We start from the raw sequence: 21,773 nt of genomic DNA on the forward strand, positions 1-21,773 counted from the left end.
GTCACTCACTCAGCTATGTCCGCTACCTCGTCCGCTTCGATTCCGCAACCTCCGCAGTATCCGCCCCCGCGACCGCATCACGGTCCGCGCACGCGCAATCCAGTGAAGTACGCCTCACGCTCTTGGCGTAGCTTTTCCTTGCGCACCCAGCTGACCGTGATTACCTCGTTGCTGATGCTGGCTACGGTGATGGTGACCGCGGTCCTGACCGCCTCGCTGTACCGCCACGAGCTGATTCGCAGTATGGATGAAGATCTCTTCGCGAACCGCTCCAATGTCTCGGTGTGCTTGACCTCGCTGGGTCAAGCCGACCAATATCTGGGCGACTTTCAGCAATCTATTGTGCGGTTCTATGGGGAATCGTGGACCAACGATGGCCAAGTCGTAGCCTCCATCCGCTCAGAAGGCTCCGATACTCCAGCCATCGAGCCCATGACCGCCGAGGAAGCCATCGCCCAAGGCAACACGCCATTTACGGTACCCGGGCGCAATGAGGAAGGTAAGTCCTGGCGTGTCCAGGTCTATCGATTGGATTCCGGGTCCGGGTCGGTCGCGGTGGCATTGCCCATGGCGCCGATTGAGGAGTCGGTGGAACGTGTCACCACCTTGGTGGTCAGCATCGGACTGCTCGCGACCGTGGTGGCGACCGTCATTGCCTACGTGGTCGTCACCCGGTCTTTCCGGCCGTTGAATAGAGTGCAACGTACCGCGTCCAAGATTGCTGCTGGCGATTTAACCCAACGCGTGCCTCCGGGCCCGCCGGATACCGAGGTTGGCCGATTGGCCCGGTCCTTGAACGCGATGCTGGCCCACATTGAGAACGCTTTCCATGCCAAAGAGTCTTCCGAATCACGAATGCGCCGTTTCGTCCAGGACGCCTCGCACGAGTTGCGCACCCCGCTGGTGACGATCCGAGGATTCTCTGAGTTGTACCGTCACGGGGCGATCACGAATGACGATGACGTGAAAACGGCCATGAGCCGTATTGAATCCGAAGCCACCCGTATGACCCAGCTGGTGGAGGATCTTCTGACCCTAGCTCGATTGGACGAGTTGCGTGACAGTGACCAGCAACCGGTCGATCTGCTGGTTCTGGCCAGTGACGCCGTGCTGGACACCCGAGCCTCAGCTCCGGATCGCACTATCCAACTGGTGGGACTCGAAACCGATCAACCCGAGTCCGCAATGACCACTGGAGACGAAAATAAGCTCCGGCAGGTCATCTCAAACCTGATTACCAACGCGCTACGTTACACGCCCGACGGCACTCCTTTGGAGATTGCTGTGGGGTCCGTGGATGTTCTCTCAGGTCTGCCAGGAAGTTCCGGTGCGAGCAACGCTGAAGAGCGCAACTCCGTCATCGAAATCCGTGACCACGGCCCAGGCATTTCCGAAGAAGATGCCTCCCGGATCTTCGAACGCTTCTATCGGGCTGACTCCTCACGACATCGCCAAACCGGGGGCACCGGACTGGGCCTGGCTATCGTTGCCGGGATTGTCTCCCAACACGACGGGTCCGTTCGCCTGCAAGAGACACCAGGCGGTGGCGCGACGATGTCGGTTCGCTTGCCATGGCGTCCCAGTGACGAGGCAGTCGAGGATGATAGTGACGACGATGACGCTACCGACGACGAGCCCACGGATCAGGACGAGATGGACGAGACGAACGCAGGTGCAGATCAGCATCACCGGTCTGAGGACCCCCGCGGGGCCTGACAGTTCGGGCTCATCCACACCTTCTTAGGTCACAACGCCACGTGAGATCTGTTATCCACAAAATCGTGCGGTGCCACGGTGTCCTCGGGAGAACTTCTTAGGCTGAAATCACCGGCCCACTCCGGCGCCGGAGATTCCCGATCCTTATGAAATGACCAGGAGACGACATGGCTATTGTTCAGATCGACACCGACGACCTATTGGCCAAATCCCGCCAGGTAGAAACCTCAGTGGGACGGTTGCAAACCGAAGTCAACACCATGGAAAGCCACCTGCGCCAGCTCGAGGGCACCTGGAAAGGGCAGGCCTCAGAAAACTTCCAGACGCTACTGAGCGAATGGCGCGCGGTACAAGCCCGAGTGGAAGAATCCTTGTCCTCCATTCGTGAAGCGATGTCACAGGCAGCCACCCAGTACCTGAATACCGAAACCTCAAATGCTTCAATGTTCCGTGGTTAACACCAGGTTCTTCATGTTCTGATCTTAGTCCAGTACCAGAGAGTAGCGGTCATGGATCCAGCTGACAATGGGTAAGCTGGGACCATGACCGTTCTCATTGACCCGGCGCGGTGGCCGGCTTACGGCACCGTGTTTTCTCATCTGGTCTCAGATGAGTCTCTCGAGGAACTACACGAGTTTGCGCGGGTGAATAACCTCGATCCGAGGGCTTTTGACGGTGATCATTACGACGTTCCGGTCGAGCTCTACGACAATCTGGTCGCAGCCGGTGCCGAAGAAGTCTCCGGTCATGAGCTGGTGCGTCGTTTGGTGAAATCTGGGCTACGCATCACTGCCGCTGAGCGGAGTTCCAAACTCGAAAAAATCCTCCACCGTCGCTTCGACCGACTGTTCCCAGAAACATCCGAACTGGATCGAGACCCGGTGTTCACCGATCTGTATCAACGGTGGTCGCAGCCGCACCGGCACTACCATGACCCCTCACACCTACTGTCGGTTTTAAAAGGGATAGATCTTCTCGAGCGGGCCGGAGAACCTCTGGGCGAGTTTCCTCGCGCGGCAAAATTAGCGGCCTGGTTCCACGACGCGGTCTATCGGGCCGACCCCCATCTTCCGCCCGGACAAGATGAAGAGGATTCAGCCCGACTGGCCGAACGTGTCTTGCCGACCCTCGGCGTCCCCGGCCCCGAGATCCTTGAAGTCTCCCGTCTGGTCCGCCTGACTTTCACCCACGACCCGCATAACGACGACGCAGCTGGTCGCATCCTTTGCGATGCCGACCTGGAAGTTTTAGGTCGCAACCCCGGCCCGTATCAGCGCTACCAACAAGCGGTTCGTCGGGATTTCGCCAAGGTTTCGGATGACGACTTCACCACCGGGCGGGAGAAAGTGCTACGCGGAATTCTGGCGAGAAACCCGATTTTCAATACCCCGACCGCGATCAAGCGATGGGAGCGTCAGGCCCGCAAGAATTTGATTGCCGAGATCTATCCACGACCGAAAGGCATCGAGAAGGATCCCGCCTCAGAGACGAAAACAGCCCGCCAGCTCGACGACGTCAAGCGTATTGAGCGTGCCCGCAAGCAGGCGATCAAGAAGATAGAACAAGCCAAAAAGTCCGCTCGTTAGAGCGGACTTCGACTCAGATCACAGCGGGGCGCGAACCATCCGGTTCGCGCCCCGCTGTGATCTCAAGAGGTCCATCACCCCCGGGGGGGGGGAGGGTGGGGTGGTTACATCATGCCGCCCATACCGCCCATGCCGTCCATGCCGGCATCGCCACCGGCAGGTGCCGGCTCCGGCTGGTCGGCGATAACAGCCTCGGTGGTCAGGAACAGACCAGCAATCGAAGCAGCGTTCTGCAGAGCCGAGCGGGTAACCTTCACCGGGTCGTTCACGCCAGCTTCCAGCAGGTTCTCGTATTCACCGGTGGCAGCGTTCAGGCCCTCACCAGCAGGCAGGGACTTGACTTTAGCCACCACGACGCCGGGCTCATGGCCAGCGTTTTCGGCGATGTGCTTCACTGGCGCTTCCACAGCGATCTGAACGATCCGAGCACCGGTGGCTTCATCGCCCTCCAGCTTCAGCTCGGCGAACGCTTCAGCAGCAGCCTGAATGAGTGCCACGCCACCACCGGCAACGATGCCCTCATCAACAGCAGCCTTAGCGTTGCGCACAGCGTCTTCAATACGGTGCTTGCGTTCCTTGAGCTCAACTTCGGTAGCAGCACCGGCCTTGATCACGGCCACACCGCCGGCCAGCTTAGCCAAACGTTCCTGAAGCTTTTCGCGGTCGTAGTCCGAGTCAGAGTTCTCAATCTCAGCCCGGATCTGCGCCACACGGCCGGAGATCGCATCGGCCTCGCCAGCACCTTCAACAATGGTGGTCTCGTCCTTGGTGATGGTCACCTTCCGAGCGGTACCCAGCATGTCAACGGTGGCGTTCTCCAGGGTCAGGCCGACTTCTTCAGAGATGACCTGCCCGCCAGTGAGGACAGCGATGTCGTTGAGCATCGCCTTACGACGGTCACCGAAGCCCGGAGCCTTGACCGCCACAGATTTGAAGGTGCCACGAATCTTGTTGACCACCAGGGTAGCCAGGGCTTCGCCTTCAACGTCTTCAGCGATAATCAGCAACGGCTTGCCGGACTGCATGACCTTTTCCAGCAGACCGACCATGTCGCGAGCGTTGGAAATCTTGGAGTTGACGATCAGAATGTAGGGATCTTCCAGAACCGCTTCCTGACGGTCAGTATCAGTGACGAAGTAACCGGAAAGGAAGCCCTTATCGAAGCGCATGCCTTCGGTCAATTCCAGGTCCAGGCCAAAGGTGTTGGACTCTTCAACGGTCACCACACCTTCCTTGCCGACCTTATCTAGGGCTTCCGCAATCAGTTCGCCGATCTGTGGGTCAGCAGCAGAAATAGAGGCGGTCGCTGCGATCTGCTCCTTGGTCTCGACCTCGTGGGAGCGAGCAACCAGCTTCTCAGTCACAGCCTGTACGGCCTTGTCGATACCGCGACGAATCGCGATGGGATCAGCCCCGGCAGCGACGTTGCGCAGTCCCTCTTTCACCAGGGACTGAGCCAGCACGGTCGCAGTGGTAGTACCGTCACCGGCAACATCGTCAGTCTTCTTCGCGACCTCTTTGACCAGTTCGGCCCCGATCTTCTCATAGGGGTCATCGAGATCAATTTCTTTAGCGATAGACACACCGTCGTTGGTAATGGTCGGAGCGCCCCAGGATTTCTCCAGGACGACGTTACGACCACGCGGGCCGAGCGTCACTTTGACGGCGTCAGCCAGCGTGTTCAAACCCTTTTCGAGGCCACGGCGTGCTTCTTCATCGAATGCAATGGTCTTAGCCATGAAATGCACAAGTCCTTTCTGGACGAATCTCTCGGTGAAGTCCCACACTCAAGTGCCCGCGACGGACGGTGAGGAGCAACCACCGGGTGGCGGTTTACTCCCGACCTCACTGGAGTGAAGGGCGTCTACTTCTTAGGGCAACTTTGGCAGTCACAACCTAAGAGTGCTAACTCCATTATTAGCACTCCCCCCGGGCGAGTGCAAGTAGAGTTCCGGGGCTGTTCATCGCAAGAGGAGCCCTACTGAACGACCACTACGGTCAGACCGCTGACCGTGTCATTCTGCTGGGCTTGGCCACCCACCTGAGAGGCAACTTCTTCGGCGGTGGCTTGCAGTGCTGGATCATCAAAGTAGACGATGTTGGAGGTCACCGGGCCCCCATTCCAATCTCCGACGGTCACAACATTGAACCCAGCTTGGGTCAACTCAGCTTCGGTTTGGGCAGCGAGACCGTTAATGGTGGTCGAGTTATATACCGAGACGGGAGCTTGATAGTCAACCTCCGCGGATTCCTGAGTCTCTTCCGTGGCAGAGGGCTCAGCACCGGTTGCGTCCTCGTCGACAGCCGTCTCAGCGTCGTCCGGGACGGAGGAATCAGCGGGATCCGGCGAGCCAACATCGTTGCTAGCATCCGAGGCGTCTGTGGGTGATTCCAAGACAGCGTCCGGATCCTCCTCGGGCGAGGGGCCTGCCACCACAGGAGCATCAGCGAAAATTTGCGACCGTAGTTGAGGGAGCAAAATGAAACTGAAAGCACCAATGGCCAACGCCAACCCTGCGGCCAGAATGATCCAGATCAGGTGGGCGCTGGATTCGGGGCCACGGAAATCTGCCCGGTGGGCCCCGTGCTCGGTGGTGTATTCCGGAACGTGAGAGAACCGGTCTGGCTCATACTCTGTCTTGGACATCTTGTTCATCTAGTGGTGCTCTGTGGGTGGCGGTCGGCGCGGTCGGCGGTGCGACGACGTTGGCGAATGCGGTTGATCAACATCGGGTCGGCGGCGATGGCGCGTTCGTCGTCAACGAGCCGTGTCAGCAACTGGTAGTAGCCGGTGGGCGTCATGCCCAAGTCATCTTGAATGGCCCGGTCCTTCGCTCCGGAGTACCGGAAAGAACGGCGCTCCAAGTCCAGCACCTTTTTTTCACGGTCGTTCAGCGGTTCCAACTTCGTCATCGTGGCCCAGTCTAGTAGAGCAGGCTGGTTCTCACCGGTTAGGCTCGCACTATGGTTGCACCTTCGGCAGACTCCTCCAGACCCTCCAGCGCCTCCGGCTCGGCCCGTGACTCAGCCGCTACCGCCTCACAGTTACCGCCGATGCGTCATCCATTGGATCCTGGCTGGGCCCAGGCGTTGGCACCGTGTGCGACACAGTTTCAGCTCATTGCTGACCGGCTGGGTGACCTGAACGCACGGAATGTGGAAGTCTTGCCGGAACCCGACAACACTCTCCGGGTGTTTCGCCAGCCTTTTGATCGCGTACGGGTCTTAGTGCTGGGACAGGACCCCTATCCCACTCCAGGGCATCCGATGGGGATGAGTTTTTCTCTTCATCGTAACGTCCGGCCCCTGGCACGGTCGCTGACCAATATTTTTCAGGAATTACACGATGACCTGGGCATCACCCCGTCGCAGCATGGCGATCTCACTCATTGGGCCGATCAAGGCGTGCTGATGCTCAACCGTGTGCTGACCGTCACCGCTGGATCGCCGGGGTCACACCGCGGACTGGGGTGGGAGGAGATCACTCAGCAGGCAATTGAAGCATTGGTCGCTCGAGGAACGCCGCTGGTAGCTCTGCTGTGGGGCGCTGATGCCCGCAAAACCAAGCCCCTGATTCTCGGCGGCACCAACACTGCGGTCATTGAGTCACCGCACCCCTCACCCCTCTCGGCCCGACGGGGCTTTTTTGGGTCCAGACCGTTCTCCCGCACCAATGAGTTCTTGGTCGCCCACGGGCTCCAACCGATTGACTGGGAACTTCCGCAGTAGGTGAACCACTGTCGTCTTTGCGACTAACGACGACCAATCCGGCGACGCTCGTTATCGGAGAGTCGACCGGTCAGCGGCCGAGCCAGAGTATCACCGAGCACCGACCCGAAGGCCATAGCCAGAATGATCACCATCGCGTTAAACATTCCAATCAAGCCCGAGGGGACGGTTTCAGCTGAGATGGTGATCCGGTACATCGAGCGGAAGATCATCAGCCCGGGTAGCAAGAACATGATCGCCGGCACGGCAACCACCAGCTGGGGTGCGCCCAATCGGAGCGCGACAATACGTGCTAGGAAACCGACAGCCACTGCTGCGAACGCGGGCGTGACCGTGGGCCCCAGGCCGAGATTTTCTCCGGCCACATACGCCAAGTAACCGATGCCGGAGACCAAGCCGGTGGGCAACAGCAGTCGCACCGAAGACTGATCACTCATGGCCGCAAACAGAGCGGCCATCAGGACGAATAAGGCCAGCAGCCATACCGGGTATTCATAGTCCGGAACCCGGGTCAGGTCGATTTGTGGCACTCCGATCAGGTCCGAGATCGCCACAGCGACCACAATGCCCGCCACCAGACCGATATAACTGAGCAGGGATGAAACCATACGTCCGGCAGCCGTCATCGGGAAGCCGTTAATACCGTCCTGCACAGCCGAGACGATGCGAAGCGCAGGTAGGAGCATCATCAGCGACCCGGCGATGACCGCCGAGGGGTCTTGGAAAACATCGAAGGCGTACAAAGCCAGCGCCACCCCGGTAGCCACCGCGCCACCGGTCATGGTGGCAAAGACTTCAGGCATGCGGATCCGTCCCATCAGATCCACGGCCGTCATGGTCATGATCATCGAGAAAAACGTCATCAAGCCGGCCATTGGACTACCGCCGATGAACATCACGAACGACGTGCCGAATAGTCCAGTGGCCAGCAGTGCAACCCAGCCCGGGAAGGTCTTGGACTGGTGACGGATCTCGGCCAGTTTTGCTTCGGCCTCGTCTCGGGTGGCGTCGCCGTTGGCAATCCGGGTGACCAGCTGGTGGAGGAAGGACAGCCCCGCGTAGTTCGAGGACCAGGAACGCACCACGCGCTGATAGGTGAAGGGGGTTTCCCCGGCGGGAACGTAGTTCAGAGAGATCGCTTGGTTGGTGATGTCGATTTCCGCGTCGGGGACGCCGAATGCTTGGGTGACCACAATAATGGAGGTTTCGACCTCCAGCGCACCAGCTCCGAAACGGAACATGGTCTCACCCAAACGCAACGCAAATTGCAACGTATTGCCAACATCAGCATTTTCAGCGACTTGACGATAGTCGCGTCCAGCGTTGGCAACTCGTCGGGCTTGATAGGGCGACTGGAAAAGACGGTTATTGAGCTGGAGCGCTTGGGTAGGGATCGAGTCAACGAAGGAGTGACGATCCTCTGCGGCGTTACTGGGAGCAGTATCAGTGGCGCTTTTCCGAAACACGCCCCCGCGGGTGCGCCCGCCGAGATTGGGTTTCCAGGTCGGTAGCCCGGGAAAACGACGACGGGAAGGCTCGGCTTCCGTCTCGGTCTCCGAGGCATAGCCAGCTGGAACTATCGGCTGAGGGTCGGTCGCGGGACGCCGCCATTCATCAAACTCATGACGTTGGTCCTCACTAGTCTTCTCGGGCGAGGAGCCACCGCGCTCGGACTGGTCCTCCGAGTCTCGGGGAGTAACCGAGGGAAGGTCCGTGGTGGTAGACGACAGCACCGAGGTAGGCACCGGGTCATGATCAGCCACCGGTTCCGGTTCTTCGTACACCGGTGCGGTCTGTGGCGCTGACGCATCCGGGTTGGGTGCCACCACAGCCGGGCGAATGACGGGAATGACGTCCGAATCTGTGCTGGGCTGTTCTGTCGGGGCCTCAGAATGATCCGTTGAGGTGGTTTCTGTGACGTCTTCGTCGCGTTCGGTACGCACATTTTTAGACATACTGCCTCCTCAAAAAGTTCATTCTGATGCCGAGATTCTCAGCCTTAACCCACCCTAAATTTTAGGCCGTGTTGAGCTGGTCCGTGACAGTTGTCGTGAGAGTGACTCATCGCGTTCTACTATCCAGTAAGGCGCTTTATGCGACGTGAATTGGCAAAGCACACGAACAGTGATGCACGTTGCTGTTCCGTCGTGAGCTGCGCGTTAGCCCGGGATTAAAAAAACTCAGTGGGGCTACCCAATTCGGGCATCCCCACTGAGCTAACATCCAGAGCCAAAACTCAGCGCTTAGTGCTCATCGTAGTGATCCTCGTGTAGCGCGTGACGGTGGCCATCGTGAATATAGTCCACGTGATCACCGTGCTGAACTGCTTCGTGGCCACAGTTCTCGCCGTGCTCATGGTCTTCAATGGTGTGCTCGGCGACGGACTCATGCTCGTCGTAGTGGTCACCGTGCAACGCGTGACGGTGGGTCCCATGGATGTAGTCCACGTGATCACCGTGCTGAACTGCTTCGTGGCCGCAGTCCTCGCCGTGCTCGTGCTCTTCAATGGTGTGCTCAGCGTGTACATCTTGCTCGGTCATGACGACTCCTTTTCATCGGTGCCTGTGGGTTCTATTGGCGCGTCAACGCTTGTCTCAGGTTCTTGAACGTGGGCCAGCGCATCATCGATCACGTGACTGACGTGAAGGTCAGCCAAGTGATAGATCACTTCTTTGCCCGATCGGACCGCGGTCACCAAACTGGCCTGCCGAAGGGTCCGCAGATGCTGGGAGACCAGCGGTTGCGACAGTCCTGTCGCTTCCGCAAGCGCCCCAACAGTGCGAGGCTCATGTCCAATCTCGTGCAACAGTTCCAATCGGGGAACGCTACCGAGAACTTTGAACAATTTCGCCGCCTCGGCAACGCCTGATTCGCTGTCCATATTTCTATTCCACCAGACATATAAAGATATTGCAATATGTACACATGACAATAATCGGAGTGCAACACAGATCACTCTCCGCGTTGTCTATCATCTACATCTTAGACATGAAAAAATCCCCGCTTGCTCGGAGCAAACAGGGACTCGCCGTGGATCCTACTGGATTCGAACCAGCGACCTCTCGCGTGTGAAGCGAACGCTCTAACCAGCTGAGCTAAGGATCCGTACAGAGGTCATACTTTAGCAGGAAGATGAGTCAACGCGAAATCGGACGTCGCGGTGACCACACTGCATCGTTAGCCCCGACCATGCCTGAGGACTGTCTGGGAATCGATCCCAGGATGCCAGCCACAGGCGGAAGGTGACCGGCGTGCAGGTTATTCCTCGAATTCAACGCCGAGGGCCCAGTATCCACTAGTGGATACAGGGCCCTCGGCGTCAGAGCCCCCTGCCGGATTCGAACCGGCGACCCTCTGTTTACAAGACAGATGCTCTGGCCAACTGAGCTAAGGAGGCAAAGCCCTCAGGCAACTTCTCTAGCATACCGGATCGGCAGACTTGTCGGCGATTTCATCTTGCAGACGCGAGCGGCCCGAACGGTGGCAGATGCCAACCGGTTCGGGCCGCCCAGCTGCATTCATGCCTCGAGTGCCTAGTCCTCGATGGCGTTATTCACATCGTCCTGGAAGGAATCCTGAGTGGTAAACGTGCCGTTGACCCAAATGGATGGAGTTCCCGCAATACCACCTTCACGAGCCTTCGCCGCGGTGTAGTCCACGAACGGACGGTAGGTGTTATTCGACATACAGTCTGAAACGTCAGCACCGTTATCGCTGGCCAGCTGTTTCAGCTCATCGTTGGACAGGCCTTGGCCCTGATGGGTGCTATAGGTTTCGAATAATGCGGTGAGCACATCATTGAACTTTTCGGGATGCTCTGCAGCGGTGCACAGCGCGGTGTTGGCAGCCCGAGACGAGAAGTTATTCGTTCCGGGGTTATCCAGGTAGTTAACCAAGCGGTACTCGACCGTGATCTCTTCGGCGTCTAGCTTCTCATTAATGAACTCGGAATTGGCCATTTCGAAGTCAGCACAGTGCACGCAGTCCGGGTCGGCATAGATAATGACCTGGGCGGGCTCATCCTGGTCACGTTCTTCCCCGCCGGGCACCTCTTCGGGGGGTTCATCGGTGATATTGGATTCGCCTACCTCGTTGGCGCTGACTTCGCCGAGAGACTCGCCCTCAGCGAATTCTGTCGTAGACACCAAGGTAATACCACCGTGTTCATTGGCGATGGTCGGGGCTTCACCAGATTCAGGAATGGAACGGTTTTGGTTCCATATAAGCAACCCGGCGATCACCGCAATGACTAGAACCACCACACCAACAATGCTCCAGGTGGTGATCTGGGCGTTGCGTTTTTCTTTTTTCAGTTGTTTTTCGTGCATCTGGCGCGCTCTGGTTCGCGCATCCCCTGCGGACTTGGAGTTTTTGGCCATATCTTTGATCCTCGACAACGTGGTGGTCACGGGCTCCTGGGATAGCATAACCGGTGATCGTGCCAAGGATCTGAATATCTTAAAGTTTGTGTCTCAGCTACACAGGACTCGACAGCAACCGGAGTTCGGGGCACACTCATGTACTAATGAATTCCGCTCCACATCCCATCAATGACCAGGTCCGCATTTCCTCGACACACTCCTCTCCCACGCTCAGCGCCGAGCTCTTGGACCTACCCCTGCACCAGAACCTCGAGGATTGGCCCGAGCAGGTGATCACCGCACTGCCCCGTGGTATTTCGCGACACGTCGTGCGATTCGTCCGGTTGCCCTCGGCAGTGGTAGCGCTGAAAGAAACCACACCGGCACAGGCCCAAGCTGAGTACGGATTATTACGCCAGCTCGGCCGGCGCGATATCCCCTGTGTGGTGCCCCTGGCGGTGATTACCGGCCGCCGGGATCCCGCAGACGAACCACTCCCCGCTATGTTGGTCACCCAACATCTACCTTTTTCTCTGCCGTATCGGGCCGTGTTGAGTCAGCAACTCTCCCGCGACACCCTCACCAGGGTGATCGACGCGCTAGCAGTACTGATCGTCCAACTACACCTCGAAGGATTTTATTGGGGCGATATTTCACTGTCGAACGTGCTGTTTCGTCGCGATGCCGGCGGGTTCGCCGCCTATCTGGTCGACGCCGAGACCGGGGAGCTACGCACGAACGTCTCGGCCGGGCAACGCGCCCACGATATGGAGATTGCTCGGACCAATATTGCCGGCGAGCTCATGGATCTGATCGCCGGTGGCTTGTTGGCCGAAACCGTTGACCCGGTGGCCACCGCGGAGCAGGTCTCTGCCAGTTACCGCAACCTGTGGCATGAATTGACCACCGACTTTGCGGTGCCCACCGATCAGCGTATGCACCTACAAGACCGCATCCGTCGGCTCAACGAGCTAGGTTTTGATGTTGAAGAATACGATGTCACGCCCGCCCGCGGTGGTCGTGAACTGGTGCTGAACCCCAAAGTCGTCGATCCCGGCCACCATCGCCGTCGGCTACTGCAATTGACCGGGCTGAGCGTGGAAGAAAATCAAGCTCGCCGACTGTTGCAGGCCATTGACGACTACCGAAGAGAACAACACTGGCAGACCGATGAACACTTGTCTGCTCAGCTGTGGCTACAGCAAGTCTTCGACCCGATCATTCAGCACCTACCGGCAGAACTGGCTGGCAAGATGGAGCCGGCGGAAATCATGCACGAGATTTTGGAGCACCGCTGGTATCTCTCCGAACGGGCCGGACAGCAGGTCAGCCTTGAAGAGACCGTGACGTCTTATCTCCAGGAGATTCTGACACCGCGTGCTCCCGATGATCCCCTCACCGCAGATACGGTCTCCCGCTCACAGGCTTCTCGTCCCAACACCGAGTACCATCACCGCCCCGGGACGTATCAGGGCCCGTCTGGGAACGACTAGCGCCTCCAGGTCGTTGGTGACCACCTCGTGCACCGGATCAAATCCGGTCAGTAGGTGCACATCCTGTGGGCGTTGCTCACGACGTAAGATCCGAGCCTCGACGGGGTCGGGCCCCCAGGCGAGGAGCAGATGCAATCGTGGCACTGCGGGGCTTGGTGCGGTAGGAACAGTCCGGATCAGGTGGATCAGTCCGGTCTCCGGGTCCACCGTGGTGTGCACCGAGTCAAACGAGTCGAGCGCCTCGGGCGATTCGGACTCACCGGTCCGCAGCAGGGCAGGGAGCTGTCGTCGAAGCTGAATCAGCCGGCGGTAGAAGGCCAGAGCTTGCCGGTGCCCCACGCGGTTTGGCTCGTCCCAGTCCAAGACCGCCAGGTCTCGGGTGGCGGTTGCCGTGGGCTCGTGCACGGTGTCGGGGTCCCAACCGGTGGCGGCAAACTCGAGACGTCGCCCGGTTGAGACCCCGGTGATCAGCTCGGGTTCGGCGAAGTCGACAAAAAAGGGGAACGGGGTGCGGGTGGCAAATTCTTCGCCCATGAACAGCATTGGGGTCCCCGGGGCGAGTAGCATCAGGGCCGCTTGCCCCATGGCCCGGGATAACTCGATGCTGGCGGTCGGACGATCGCCAGCGGCCCGGTTGCCGACCTGATCGTGGTTTTGGATGGAAACGATCAGCTGGCTGGGCCGGTGCCGGTGATGGTTCAGGGCTCGGCCGTGGTGGCGACCGCGGAAACTGGAATAGGTCCCGTCGTGGAAAAACCCTTGATCAATGGCTTTGGGTAGCGCGTTCGGGTCGGCGAAATCAGCGTAGTAGCCCTGGGTCTCCCCGGTGGCGGCCACGTGGACGGCGTGGTGGAAGTCATCGGACCACTGCCCATGCGGTCCCAGGCCGTTGGTCTCGAGCCCATCGATCATGCGCGGGTCGTTCAGGTCGGATTCGGCGATCAGCACCCGGTTCACCCCGGTCTGGGCGCCAATCTCATCGGTCAGCGCGCGCAACTGTTGTAGGATGTGGACTGCTTGGGTGTCGGACAGCGCATGCACCGCGTCCAACCGGAACCCGTCGACCTCGTAGTCCAGCAAGAGCATGCGGGCCTGATCGAGAATATAGGTCCGGACCTCGTCGGAATCGGGACCGTCCAGATTGGGGCCGGCGCCCCACCGGGTCTCGTCGGCGCGTTGATAGGGGCCGAATTGATTGAGGTAATGTCCTTCGGGGCCCCAGTGGTTATAAACCACATCCTGAATGATTCCGAGCCCACGGGCGTGAGCCGCCTGGACCAGCCGGGCGTATTCGGCCGGTCCGCCGTAACTGGCCTGAATAGCGAACCAGTTCACGCCGTCATAGCTCCACCCGAAACGACCGGGGAATCCTGCCACCGGCATGAGTTCCACGTGGGTAACCCCTAGCTCGACGAGATAGTCCAGCCGTTCGATGATCCCGGCAAAATCCCCGGTGGGGCTGAACGTGCCGGGATGTAGCTCGTAAATCACCATCTCGGCGAGTTCATTGGACCGTGCTGGGTGGCTGGGTGCCGTCTGCGACGATGCGCACGGTAACGGTGGTACCGGCCGGGAGGGGCCGTGCACGCCGTCGGGTTGATACCGCGAGCGCGGGTCCGGGAAGGGCCCGGACCCGTCCAGCACGTAGCCGTACCCTGCCCCGTTGGGGATCTCGCCCCGGTGTTTCTCATTCAACCACCACCAGCCCCCGGCCTGATCATCGGTGGTCAACCGGTAGCGGGCAGTCACCGGCCAGGTGTCTGCGGTGGCCAGCCCGTCAGTGCGTTGAGCGAGCTCACCGGCAGGTTCGGTGACGATTACCAGCTCGATTTCTTCAGCTTCGGGGGCCCAGACCGCATACCGGCGACGGCTGGCCGGGGGAGAGTGGAAGTGAAAGGCCGAGTCGTTGTTCATCACGGGACTAGCCTGCCTGTTCTGTGTCACCGGCTGTGTCCGGATCGTCTTGGTGCACCAGGTCCTGTGGGGCAAGCAGGGCCACCGGAAGAATGTGGAGTACATCAGCCACCTCGATGCGGCGGTTAGCATCCGAGCGGTAGCTGGTACCGGTCAGCAGGTCTAGGTAGACGCATTCTGCCTTCGGCACCACAATGCTGGTCGTGGTGTCCCATCCGCCCTGGCGTTCCAGGCCCAGCGGCCACCGGGTTGCCACCGCAATGGCTTGGCCACGGATGCAGCCGATCACGTGGTCGTCCCCAGCCTGGTCACTATGTACCTCAAGCGGGATGTATTCGGTGAACCAGTCAGGACAATCCGAACGCAGGTGCAAGACCTGGGTGGTGATCCACAACTTCGTCAGATCGGCGAACTCGCCCCAGGCCGCTCGATCGATGCCGGCACCGGGCGCTGGGTCGGGCGGCGGGGTCAGACCGGGCGAACCCAGCGCCTCGACCCGTCGGTCCAACTCATCGAGCAGATCGGCGCGGTAGGCGAAATCCACCGCGCACCGATTATCCGGGTCTACCATAGTCGGGAACACGATTTCGGTGCCCTGATAAATATCGGGCACACCCACCGAGACCAGGTGCAAGAGCTTCAGGCTGAGCTGATTCGACACCGCGGCCGGCACCAGCTCGCTGGTGAACTGCTCCCACAGCGCCCCGACGGGGTGGGCATCATCGAGTAACAATTCCAGGGCCTCGCCCAGCTGGTGTTCATACTCCTGATCTTGCTCGGTCCAGGAGGTGATCGCCCCAGACTCCCGGGCTGCTTTGACCGCGTAGTCGTCCCACCGCTGATATTCCAGCCCAGCGTTGGACAGTGGCTGAGCGCCGAATCCAGTTTCTACCACGATTTTCCATAGCGCCAGATCGTCCCCCACCCGTGGGAGCTGGTCGGTGATCATCCGCGTCAGTTGCGCGAAGGTCTCGGCCCACTGCTGGGCACACTCGCTGAGCACGTGGATGCGAGCGCGCACGTCTTCCGAGCGTTTGGTGTCGTGGGTCGAGATGGTCGTCATCGTTTCTGGCCACCGGGTCAGCCGGTTGCGTTCCTGGTCGTGAAATTCTTGGACACTGATGCCGATTTGGGCTGGGTCTGCGCCGACTTCATTGGCTGAGCTGAGCAGACTGAACCGATAGAAGGCGGTGTCTTCGACTCCCTTGGCCATCGCCATCGAGGTGGTTTGCTGGAATCGGATCGCGCCGGGGTGTTGCGGGTCGGCCAGGACCGGCATCAGCTGTCCAACGACCTCGGCGACGCTGGGATCGCGCTCGACCGCCACCGCGGCGGCCTGATGCAGGTACTCCTCGCCGAGTGGCACATAGCTACGGTACACCGGGAAGGCACACATCAGCGTGGTCAATCCGACCAATAACTGCTGGTCATCGGACTCGCGTCCCAGGTCCGGGGCCACCAGCCGGGCCACCGCGTGCAGGTCCGGAGTCAGCATCTGTGTCACCGCCCGGTGTTTGAGCTGGTAGACCAGGTCCCGGTACCGCTCGACCGGATCGTGCTGCCGGGGTGTTTCCGCTGCCTCGCTGGCGGTCATACCCGCTAAAACCTGGGTTCCGCGCGGGTCGATGAGTACCCGGTCCAGTGCCTGCAACGTGTCATAGCCACAGGTGCCCTGCACGGGGAAGCTCTCAGGTAGTGCTTCTCCGGGTTCCAGAATCTTTTCGGCCACCACCCAGGCGTTGTCGCCAATGTGGTCCCGGAGCTGACGCAGAAACTGCCCCGGATCGGCCAGTCCGTCGATGTGGTCCAGGCGTAGCCCGTCTGCCACCCCGTCGGCGAACCAGCGACGGATTTCTGTCGTGGCTTCTTGGAAGACTATCGGATCTTCTATCCGCAGCGCGGCCAACTCGTTGATCGCAAAAAACCGTCGATAGTTGACCTCGTACTCGCCATCTCGCCACGGCTCGAGCCGGTAATGCTGCTGGTCGTGGATACCCCGCACCCAAGCGGCATAAGCAACTGAGTCGTCCTGCGGGGGTTGGCCCGACAGGTCGGTGTCTTCGGCCAATGGGTACTCATTGTCGTCGTAGCACAACCGCAGATCTGTTATGCCTTGGTCTGCCCCGGCCCCGGCCTCCGCAGTGCTTTCGCGCACGCACAGCCGGTCGCGTTCGGCGCCCGGGTCTTGTGCGGTGCCCTCCCCGAGCACCGGAATAACCAGCCGGTCGTCGCCGGCCGCCCAGTCAATGTCGAAAAATCGCGCGTAGCGCGAGGTCGGGCCATGGGCGAGCACATCCCACCACCACGGGTTTTCGGCTGGCACCCCCACCCCGACGTGGTTGGGCACTACATCGATGATCAGCTGTCCCCCGTCGGCATGCACCTGCTCGGCCAGCGCCTGCAGGGACTGGGCACCACCGCGGGAAGCATCCACGCAGGTGGGGTCCACCACGTCGTAGCCGTGGTCTGACCCTGAGTTGGCCTGCAATATCGGAGACAGGTATAGTCCGGTCACTCCTAACCGACGCAAATATCCCCACAGCTGGCCAGCATCGGCCAAGGTGAAATGGTCGCTCAGCTGCACGCGGTAGGTAGCGGTAGGTGCTGTCATCGAGGTGTCCTCACTGTTGATTCTCGTCCGTCTCGCCACTGATATGGGGTTCACCGGTGTGCTCATCGAAGATGATCCGAACTCCAGATTCTTCACGACCGTCCTCATAGACCAGCGTGGCGTCCAGGGCATAACCGATCCAGCGATTGGGTTCGACTTCCACGACCTCGGGATATTTGGTCGTGACGTTGTTGGTGATGACCCGGTTGGTATTCGCGTTGGTCACCAGCCCCCAGATCAGTAGCCCGGCGCCGATCACCACCAACCCGAGTCCCGCCCAGGTTTCAAAGCGGGCATCGATCCGGCCCTCGGGACCTTCCACCCGGGCGTCGGCGCCTTCAAAGGCCATGGTCTTACCGGTGTCGATAGCCCGGTAACGGCGTTTCCGCCAGGCGGCATGAGCCGATACGGCGAGCCCCGCAATCGCCAGGATGACTCCCAGCCCGATCAGAAGGTTCCCGCTCTGTAAATCAAGTGTTTCGTACATATGTCCATTCTCGCCTATGGCAACCTCGCCGTTCACAGCTATTGATGAGTTCATCGCTGAGGCCACACTCCCGGCGGCCATCAGCCATCCGGTTGCCACCGCTCCTATTCGTGCGGAGAGCTCCTCGGCGATACGGGCCCCACCGGCCCGCTGAAAGACCGCGCCACCCGACAAGGGCGAGTAGGCCTGAATCTCAATGCCCAGCGTGTCGCGGTGTTCGATCACTCCCATCCAGCCGGGGTACCGGTTGGGGTCCACCACTGCCCCCAGCACGTCGGGGACGGTCAGACTGGCTTGCACCTGGTGAGCGCTAATCGTTAACGTCCCCTGGGAAGCCTCGGCCAACACCTGGTTGAAGGCCTCCAACCGGGGCGCGGAAAAATTGGAAACGCCCACCTGCCGGGTGATCTTCTGTCGGTGTGCACCGACCAGGGCCAGAGCAGTATCCCGCAACGAAGTCCGTGGATCGGGACGGTGAATCAGCACCCGGTCAATGGTGTCCACACCGAGGTGTTGCAGGCAACGTTCCAGCCCGGCGCGGATGTGGTCGCCGGAGTTGTTATAGCAGGTTGGGGTTTCGTCGGTGCCGGCAACGACGCCAATTTTTGTTTGCACCTGTAACTGCTCGCGCCATTCGGGTTGTTCGACCAACAACCAACCCAGCGCTGTCTCTGCACGACCCCGACGATAAATATCCGCGGTGTCCACCCAGAGCTGATGGTCGAACACCGCAGAGCCCGGTTGCTGGTGTGCTTGCACCCAGCGGGAAAGGATCTCACGCGCTCTCACCGGGTCGTCCCATTCCATGGTGCCCAGCATGATTGAGGCCTGCTTACTCATACCCACCACCCTAGGCTCTGACCTGGCAGAAGACGAGAGGAAGCCTATTGTGGTGGTCAAGGAATCTGTGGTGGTATGAGGATATGAAGTTTGCGACCTTCCGTGTCCCCGATGAGCCCACCGATAAGCTCGGTGCGAGTTTCGTCGCTTTGATTACCGAAACCGAAACTGACGCACAGGGAACCGAGCACGCCACTCTGGGAGTCCAGATCCCCGAGTTCACAGATGTGGGGCAGCTAGTCACTCAGCCGCCCGAGGTCCGCCAGCAGCTGGCGGAACGCGCCTTAGAGACCACGACAAAGGATCCACGCCAGTTGCTCGATGTCAGTCAGGCTACTTATGACACGCTGATCCCCTACCCCGCAAAGGTGTTCTGCATTGGGCTGAACTACCGCAACCACATCAAGGAAACAGGACTGGAACTTCCGGATTATCCCACGGTGTTTACGAAATTTTCCCAGACACTGACCTCAGCAGAAGCATCCATTGCGATCCCCGCAGTGGACCACCGGCTTGACTACGAAGGGGAACTGTGCGTGGTGATCGGGACACCGGGTCGGAACATCCCCGAAGACCAGGCCCTAGATCACGTGGCCGGCTACACCATTTCCAATGATTTCTCATTGCGTGGCTATCAGGGACGCACCTCGGAGTGGACACAGGGCAAGATTTTTGAAGCTACCACCCCGATCGGCCCCTGGCTGGTCACCCCCGATGAGTTTGACCCCAACGCCCGGATTACCACGCTGGTCAACGGTGAGGTGCGCCAAGACGATTCCGTGGGCGATCTGGTCTTCACCCCGGCACAGTTGATCAGCTACCTCTCCGAGATTATTACGCTGTCACCCGGTGATTTGATCCTGACCGGGACTCCGGGTGGCGTCGCACTGGCGATGAAGAACGACAAAGGTCGCCGACCGTGGCTGGTGCCCGGTGATGAGGTGGAAACTCGCATTCAGGGACTCGGTGTCCAGCATAATGACATTGTCTCGTCCTGACTCGGTCACTCGCTTCGGGATCCTTGGGGCAGGTCGAGCCGGAACCGCGCTGGCCCGGGTCGCCCACCAGGCCGGTTTTGAGGTTGATATTGCCGCTTCCCGGCCACCGCGAGCTCTGAAGTACCATCTAGCCCAATACGCTCCCCATGCTCGTGCCGTTGAGGCTGATGAGATTGCAGCCGAAGTTGACCTCGTGGTGTTGATGGTGCCCCAAGAAGATCTGGACGACGTCGATCCGGAGACCCTATCTGGAGTGGTGCTGGTTGATGCCACCAATCGGTGGGAGGAGGAGCCATTGCCGGCCTGGCTGCAGGCACTGCGATCTGAGGGGCTCTCCTCCTCCGAGGCTGTTGCCGCGCACTTCTCCAGCACGCTGGCTGTGGCTAAGGCATTAAATCATATTTCGCATTGGGACCTGGATGCCGCCGATCGGTTCACTGCCACTCCACGACGTGCCTCAGCACTTGCCACCGATGTCCCGCAGGTAGCCACGCTGGTTGCCGGTATGCTCGACCAACTCGGGTTCGCCCCGGTCACGTTACCAAACCTCGCGTCTGGCTGGGTCCTCGAGCCGGGCGAAAAACTCTTCAACCGGCCGATGGACGCTGAGGTGATGATCGATGAGCTCCGCTATCTGTTGCCAGGGTCCCGCCAGGACTAAAATAGCGTATCGGAGAAATAACTAAGCCCTCCGTGCCATGCACGAAGGGCTCAAAGGTGGTCGGGGTGACAGGATTTGAACCTGCGACCTCGTCGTCCCGAACGACGCGCGCTACCAAACTGCGCCACACCCCGGTGGGTTGAGTCCGTGGCCTTTCAGCCACGAGTACCTATCATAAACCCACAACCGGAAATATCCAAAAGACGTCTCGTAGCTCACACATGGACACGTTGTGTTGATTCAGCCACGTCGCATCATCACGTGCGGAATCTCTGCTTCAATGAAAACTTCGCCCTCTCTGCGGAAACCCAACGACGTGTACCAGTTTTCTAAATGCGCCTGCGCGTGCAACTCAATCTGATCTTCCGGATAAGCAGCCACGGCTGCTTGCAGCAGAGCTCCAGCCAGTCCTTGACCGCGATAATCACGATGGGTAGCAACCCGACCAATGGCAATACGTTGTGGCCCTTCACGAAGCACACGTAGCGTGCTGATCGGGACGTCACCGTCCTGCAACCGCCACATCTCCGCGCCGGGCTCGAGATCTCGACCGTCTAATTCTTCGACGCTGATCACGCCTTGCTCCATGACAAAAACCTGGAATCGCAAACGCGCTATACCGTAGCAGAGTAAGGGGTCCAGGTCTTTCCACTGCCCGCAGTGGGGCAGCCTCTTTCTGCTGGTCACGTAGCTAGTTTAGCGTTGTACTTTGTTCCGGCCCGACACGGCTCCATAGATCGCCAGAACGATCACCGCGCCTCCAACGGCCAGCACCCACGAGGACAGCGACCAGAATTCGTTCACCCCGACACCAAAGATGAGGTTACCGAGCCAGCCACCGACCATGGCCCCAAGTGCACCCACAATCAGAGTGGCGAACCAGCCATGTTGTCGTCCCAGAATCATCCTGGCGATGATGCCGGCCAAGAGTCCAAGTACGAGAAAAGCAAAGAAGTTCATGGTGGTTCCTTCCTTCAGTCAACCTACCCAAGACAGTGTCCGTGGTACGCACGGATACTCAGCCAGAAAAGCGTCAACACCCCGAGCTCTACCTCGTGAACGGTCACACAACAATCAAGACCTACCCAGCGAAACAAATAATAGCAAATCAGATTGAAAACCGCGTGCCCGAGCACAAGTCCCGTCCCAAGTACCACCGGAAACATTTCGACGAAGCGAATGCGCAGCAGATCTGTCGCAACCGATCGACAGTCCGCGGAAGAGCTGGGTGGTGTTTGGTGGGTTAAATGGTGGTCGGGGACGAACAGAGCCTGGGCGGTGGTGGCGTCGTTGTCACCAGGGTGGTCTGTTCGTCCCCGACCGTGTAATGGTTGTCCGGCGGTGTCCTACTCTCCCACACACTCCCGTGTGCAGTAC

At 59.6% G+C, this 21,773-nt stretch carries 19 protein-coding genes and 3 tRNA genes; 7 read left to right on the forward strand and 15 right to left on the reverse strand.

Annotated features, from left to right (window positions below; genetic code table 11):
* Positions 1–15 precede the first annotated feature (15 nt).
* The 3 genes from DCC24_RS08145 (at position 16) to DCC24_RS08155 (ending at position 3,302) form a co-directional block, all read left to right on the forward strand.
* Positions 16–1,716, forward strand: a complete 1,701-nt coding sequence (locus tag DCC24_RS08145) for a cell wall metabolism sensor histidine kinase WalK (RefSeq protein WP_110099422.1) — start codon at positions 16–18, stop codon at positions 1,714–1,716.
* Positions 1,717–1,883: 167 nt separating this feature from the next.
* Positions 1,884–2,174 carry a WXG100 family type VII secretion target gene (locus DCC24_RS08150; protein ID WP_110099423.1) on the forward strand — a complete coding sequence of 97 codons (291 nt, stop codon included), beginning with the start codon at positions 1,884–1,886 and terminating at the stop codon, positions 2,172–2,174.
* 84 nt (positions 2,175–2,258) lie between these two features.
* On the forward strand, positions 2,259–3,302 hold the full coding sequence (locus DCC24_RS08155; protein ID WP_110099424.1) for a DUF4031 domain-containing protein: 1,044 nt from the start codon (positions 2,259–2,261) through the stop codon (positions 3,300–3,302).
* Positions 3,303–3,406: 104 nt separating this feature from the next.
* Here DCC24_RS08155 and groL read toward each other — a convergent pair whose 3' ends face one another.
* The 3 genes from groL to DCC24_RS08170 form a co-directional block, all read right to left on the reverse strand.
* Positions 3,407–5,041 carry a chaperonin GroEL gene (gene groL / locus DCC24_RS08160; RefSeq protein ID WP_110099425.1) on the reverse strand — a complete coding sequence of 545 codons (1,635 nt, stop codon included), beginning with the start codon at positions 5,039–5,041 and terminating at the stop codon, positions 3,407–3,409.
* Positions 5,042–5,280: 239 nt separating this feature from the next.
* Entirely contained in the window at positions 5,281–5,949 is a 669-nt protein-coding gene (locus DCC24_RS08165; RefSeq protein WP_158278382.1) for a LytR C-terminal domain-containing protein, read from the reverse strand.
* A 5-nt stretch (positions 5,950–5,954) separates the two neighbouring features.
* On the reverse strand, positions 5,955–6,215 hold the full coding sequence (locus DCC24_RS08170; protein ID WP_110099427.1) for a DUF3263 domain-containing protein: 261 nt from the start codon (positions 6,213–6,215) through the stop codon (positions 5,955–5,957).
* A gap of 141 nt (positions 6,216–6,356) precedes the next feature.
* Here DCC24_RS08170 and DCC24_RS08175 point away from each other — a divergent pair, with 141 nt between their 5' ends.
* On the forward strand, positions 6,357–7,031 hold the full coding sequence (locus DCC24_RS08175) for a uracil-DNA glycosylase (RefSeq protein WP_110099454.1): 675 nt from the start codon (positions 6,357–6,359) through the stop codon (positions 7,029–7,031).
* A 23-nt stretch (positions 7,032–7,054) separates the two neighbouring features.
* Here the strand turns inward: DCC24_RS08175 and DCC24_RS08180 are convergent, their stop codons facing one another.
* The 6 genes from DCC24_RS08180 to DCC24_RS08205 form a co-directional block, all read right to left on the reverse strand.
* Positions 7,055–8,986, reverse strand: a complete 1,932-nt coding sequence (locus tag DCC24_RS08180) for a threonine/serine exporter ThrE family protein (protein ID WP_110099428.1) — start codon at positions 8,984–8,986, stop codon at positions 7,055–7,057.
* 288 nt (positions 8,987–9,274) lie between these two features.
* Positions 9,275–9,571, reverse strand: coding sequence for a hypothetical protein (locus DCC24_RS08185; RefSeq protein ID WP_110099429.1), 297 nt, complete (start codon positions 9,569–9,571; stop codon positions 9,275–9,277).
* Positions 9,568–9,912, reverse strand: coding sequence for a helix-turn-helix transcriptional regulator (locus tag DCC24_RS08190; RefSeq protein ID WP_110099430.1), 345 nt, complete (start codon positions 9,910–9,912; stop codon positions 9,568–9,570). Before DCC24_RS08190 ends, DCC24_RS08185 begins: the two co-directional genes overlap by 4 nt.
* A 150-nt stretch (positions 9,913–10,062) precedes the next feature.
* Positions 10,063–10,136, reverse strand: a tRNA-Val gene (locus DCC24_RS08195).
* 218 nt (positions 10,137–10,354) lie between these two features.
* Positions 10,355–10,428 (reverse strand) — tRNA-Thr (locus DCC24_RS08200).
* A 136-nt stretch (positions 10,429–10,564) separates the two neighbouring features.
* Entirely contained in the window at positions 10,565–11,440 is an 876-nt protein-coding gene (locus tag DCC24_RS08205; RefSeq protein ID WP_158278515.1) for a thioredoxin domain-containing protein, read from the reverse strand.
* 116 nt (positions 11,441–11,556) lie between these two features.
* Between DCC24_RS08205 and DCC24_RS08210 the strand changes: the two genes are divergently transcribed.
* Entirely contained in the window at positions 11,557–12,885 is a 1,329-nt protein-coding gene (locus DCC24_RS08210) for a DUF4032 domain-containing protein (protein ID WP_110099432.1), read from the forward strand.
* On the opposite strand, the gene treZ is transcribed toward DCC24_RS08210, so the two are convergent.
* Genes treZ through DCC24_RS08225 form a run of 3 tightly spaced genes read right to left on the reverse strand, consistent with a single transcriptional unit; the run spans position 12,811 to position 18,737 of the window.
* Entirely contained in the window at positions 12,811–14,799 is a 1,989-nt protein-coding gene (gene treZ, locus DCC24_RS08215) for a malto-oligosyltrehalose trehalohydrolase (protein ID WP_233488017.1), read from the reverse strand. The genes DCC24_RS08210 and treZ overlap by 75 nt on opposite strands.
* Before the next feature lie 7 nt (positions 14,800–14,806).
* A complete protein-coding gene (treY, locus tag DCC24_RS08220; protein WP_158524638.1) occupies positions 14,807–17,410 on the reverse strand; it encodes a malto-oligosyltrehalose synthase in 2,604 nt (867 codons plus the stop codon).
* Positions 17,411–17,420: 10 nt separating this feature from the next.
* Positions 17,421–18,737: an aldo/keto reductase gene (locus DCC24_RS08225; RefSeq protein WP_110099435.1), complete on the reverse strand. Its 1,317-nt coding sequence runs from the start codon at positions 18,735–18,737 to the stop codon at positions 17,421–17,423.
* 83 nt (positions 18,738–18,820) lie between these two features.
* Here DCC24_RS08225 and DCC24_RS08230 point away from each other — a divergent pair, with 83 nt between their 5' ends.
* Both DCC24_RS08230 and DCC24_RS08235 read left to right on the forward strand, forming a co-directional pair.
* Positions 18,821–19,735: a fumarylacetoacetate hydrolase family protein gene (locus tag DCC24_RS08230; protein WP_110099436.1), complete on the forward strand. Its 915-nt coding sequence runs from the start codon at positions 18,821–18,823 to the stop codon at positions 19,733–19,735.
* Positions 19,722–20,396: an NADPH-dependent F420 reductase gene (locus tag DCC24_RS08235; protein WP_233492033.1), complete on the forward strand. Its 675-nt coding sequence runs from the start codon at positions 19,722–19,724 to the stop codon at positions 20,394–20,396. The genes DCC24_RS08230 and DCC24_RS08235 overlap by 14 nt, the downstream gene beginning before the upstream one ends.
* A gap of 57 nt (positions 20,397–20,453) precedes the next feature.
* Here DCC24_RS08235 and DCC24_RS08240 read toward each other — a convergent pair.
* From DCC24_RS08240 to DCC24_RS08250, 3 genes are all read right to left on the reverse strand, one after another.
* A tRNA-Pro gene (locus DCC24_RS08240) sits at positions 20,454–20,530 on the reverse strand.
* A gap of 106 nt (positions 20,531–20,636) precedes the next feature.
* Positions 20,637–21,083: a GNAT family N-acetyltransferase gene (locus DCC24_RS08245; protein WP_233492034.1), complete on the reverse strand. Its 447-nt coding sequence runs from the start codon at positions 21,081–21,083 to the stop codon at positions 20,637–20,639.
* 9 nt (positions 21,084–21,092) lie between these two features.
* The gene (locus tag DCC24_RS08250) at positions 21,093–21,356 is read right to left on the reverse strand and encodes a GlsB/YeaQ/YmgE family stress response membrane protein (protein ID WP_110099439.1); all 264 of its coding nucleotides are present in this window, start codon (positions 21,354–21,356) and stop codon (positions 21,093–21,095) included.
* Between the last annotated feature and the right edge of the window lie 417 nt (positions 21,357–21,773).

Source organism: Auritidibacter sp. NML100628 (assembly GCF_003185985.1).
GTDB lineage: Bacteria > Actinomycetota > Actinomycetes > Actinomycetales > Micrococcaceae > Auritidibacter > Auritidibacter ignavus.

What these genes read in the sequence shown, in the direction of transcription:
- DCC24_RS08225 (WP_110099435.1), bottom strand. Translation starts at nt 18,737, where the DNA reads ATGAGTAAGCAGGCCTCAATCATGCTGGGCACCATGGAATGGGACGAC.
- DCC24_RS08165 (WP_158278382.1), bottom strand. Translation starts at nt 5,949, where the DNA reads ATGTCCAAGACAGAGTATGAGCCAGACCGGTTCTCTCACGTTCCGGAA.
- DCC24_RS08170 (WP_110099427.1), bottom strand. Translation starts at nt 6,215, where the DNA reads ATGACGAAGTTGGAACCGCTGAACGACCGTGAAAAAAAGGTGCTGGAC.
- DCC24_RS08145 (WP_110099422.1), top strand. Translation starts at nt 16, where the DNA reads ATGTCCGCTACCTCGTCCGCTTCGATTCCGCAACCTCCGCAGTATCCG.
- DCC24_RS08155 (WP_110099424.1), top strand. Translation starts at nt 2,259, where the DNA reads ATGACCGTTCTCATTGACCCGGCGCGGTGGCCGGCTTACGGCACCGTG.
- DCC24_RS08230 (WP_110099436.1), top strand. Translation starts at nt 18,821, where the DNA reads ATGAAGTTTGCGACCTTCCGTGTCCCCGATGAGCCCACCGATAAGCTC.
- DCC24_RS08190 (WP_110099430.1), bottom strand. Translation starts at nt 9,912, where the DNA reads ATGGACAGCGAATCAGGCGTTGCCGAGGCGGCGAAATTGTTCAAAGTT.
- DCC24_RS08180 (WP_110099428.1), bottom strand. Translation starts at nt 8,986, where the DNA reads ATGTCTAAAAATGTGCGTACCGAACGCGACGAAGACGTCACAGAAACC.
- DCC24_RS08185 (WP_110099429.1), bottom strand. Translation starts at nt 9,571, where the DNA reads ATGACCGAGCAAGATGTACACGCTGAGCACACCATTGAAGAGCACGAG.
- DCC24_RS08210 (WP_110099432.1), top strand. Translation starts at nt 11,557, where the DNA reads ATGAATTCCGCTCCACATCCCATCAATGACCAGGTCCGCATTTCCTCG.
- DCC24_RS08175 (WP_110099454.1), top strand. Translation starts at nt 6,357, where the DNA reads ATGCGTCATCCATTGGATCCTGGCTGGGCCCAGGCGTTGGCACCGTGT.
- groL (WP_110099425.1), bottom strand. Translation starts at nt 5,041, where the DNA reads ATGGCTAAGACCATTGCATTCGATGAAGAAGCACGCCGTGGCCTCGAA.
- DCC24_RS08150 (WP_110099423.1), top strand. Translation starts at nt 1,884, where the DNA reads ATGGCTATTGTTCAGATCGACACCGACGACCTATTGGCCAAATCCCGC.
- DCC24_RS08250 (WP_110099439.1), bottom strand. Translation starts at nt 21,356, where the DNA reads ATGAACTTCTTTGCTTTTCTCGTACTTGGACTCTTGGCCGGCATCATC.
- treY (WP_158524638.1), bottom strand. Translation starts at nt 17,410, where the DNA reads ATGACAGCACCTACCGCTACCTACCGCGTGCAGCTGAGCGACCATTTC.
- treZ (WP_233488017.1), bottom strand. Translation starts at nt 14,799, where the DNA reads ATGAACAACGACTCGGCCTTTCACTTCCACTCTCCCCCGGCCAGCCGT.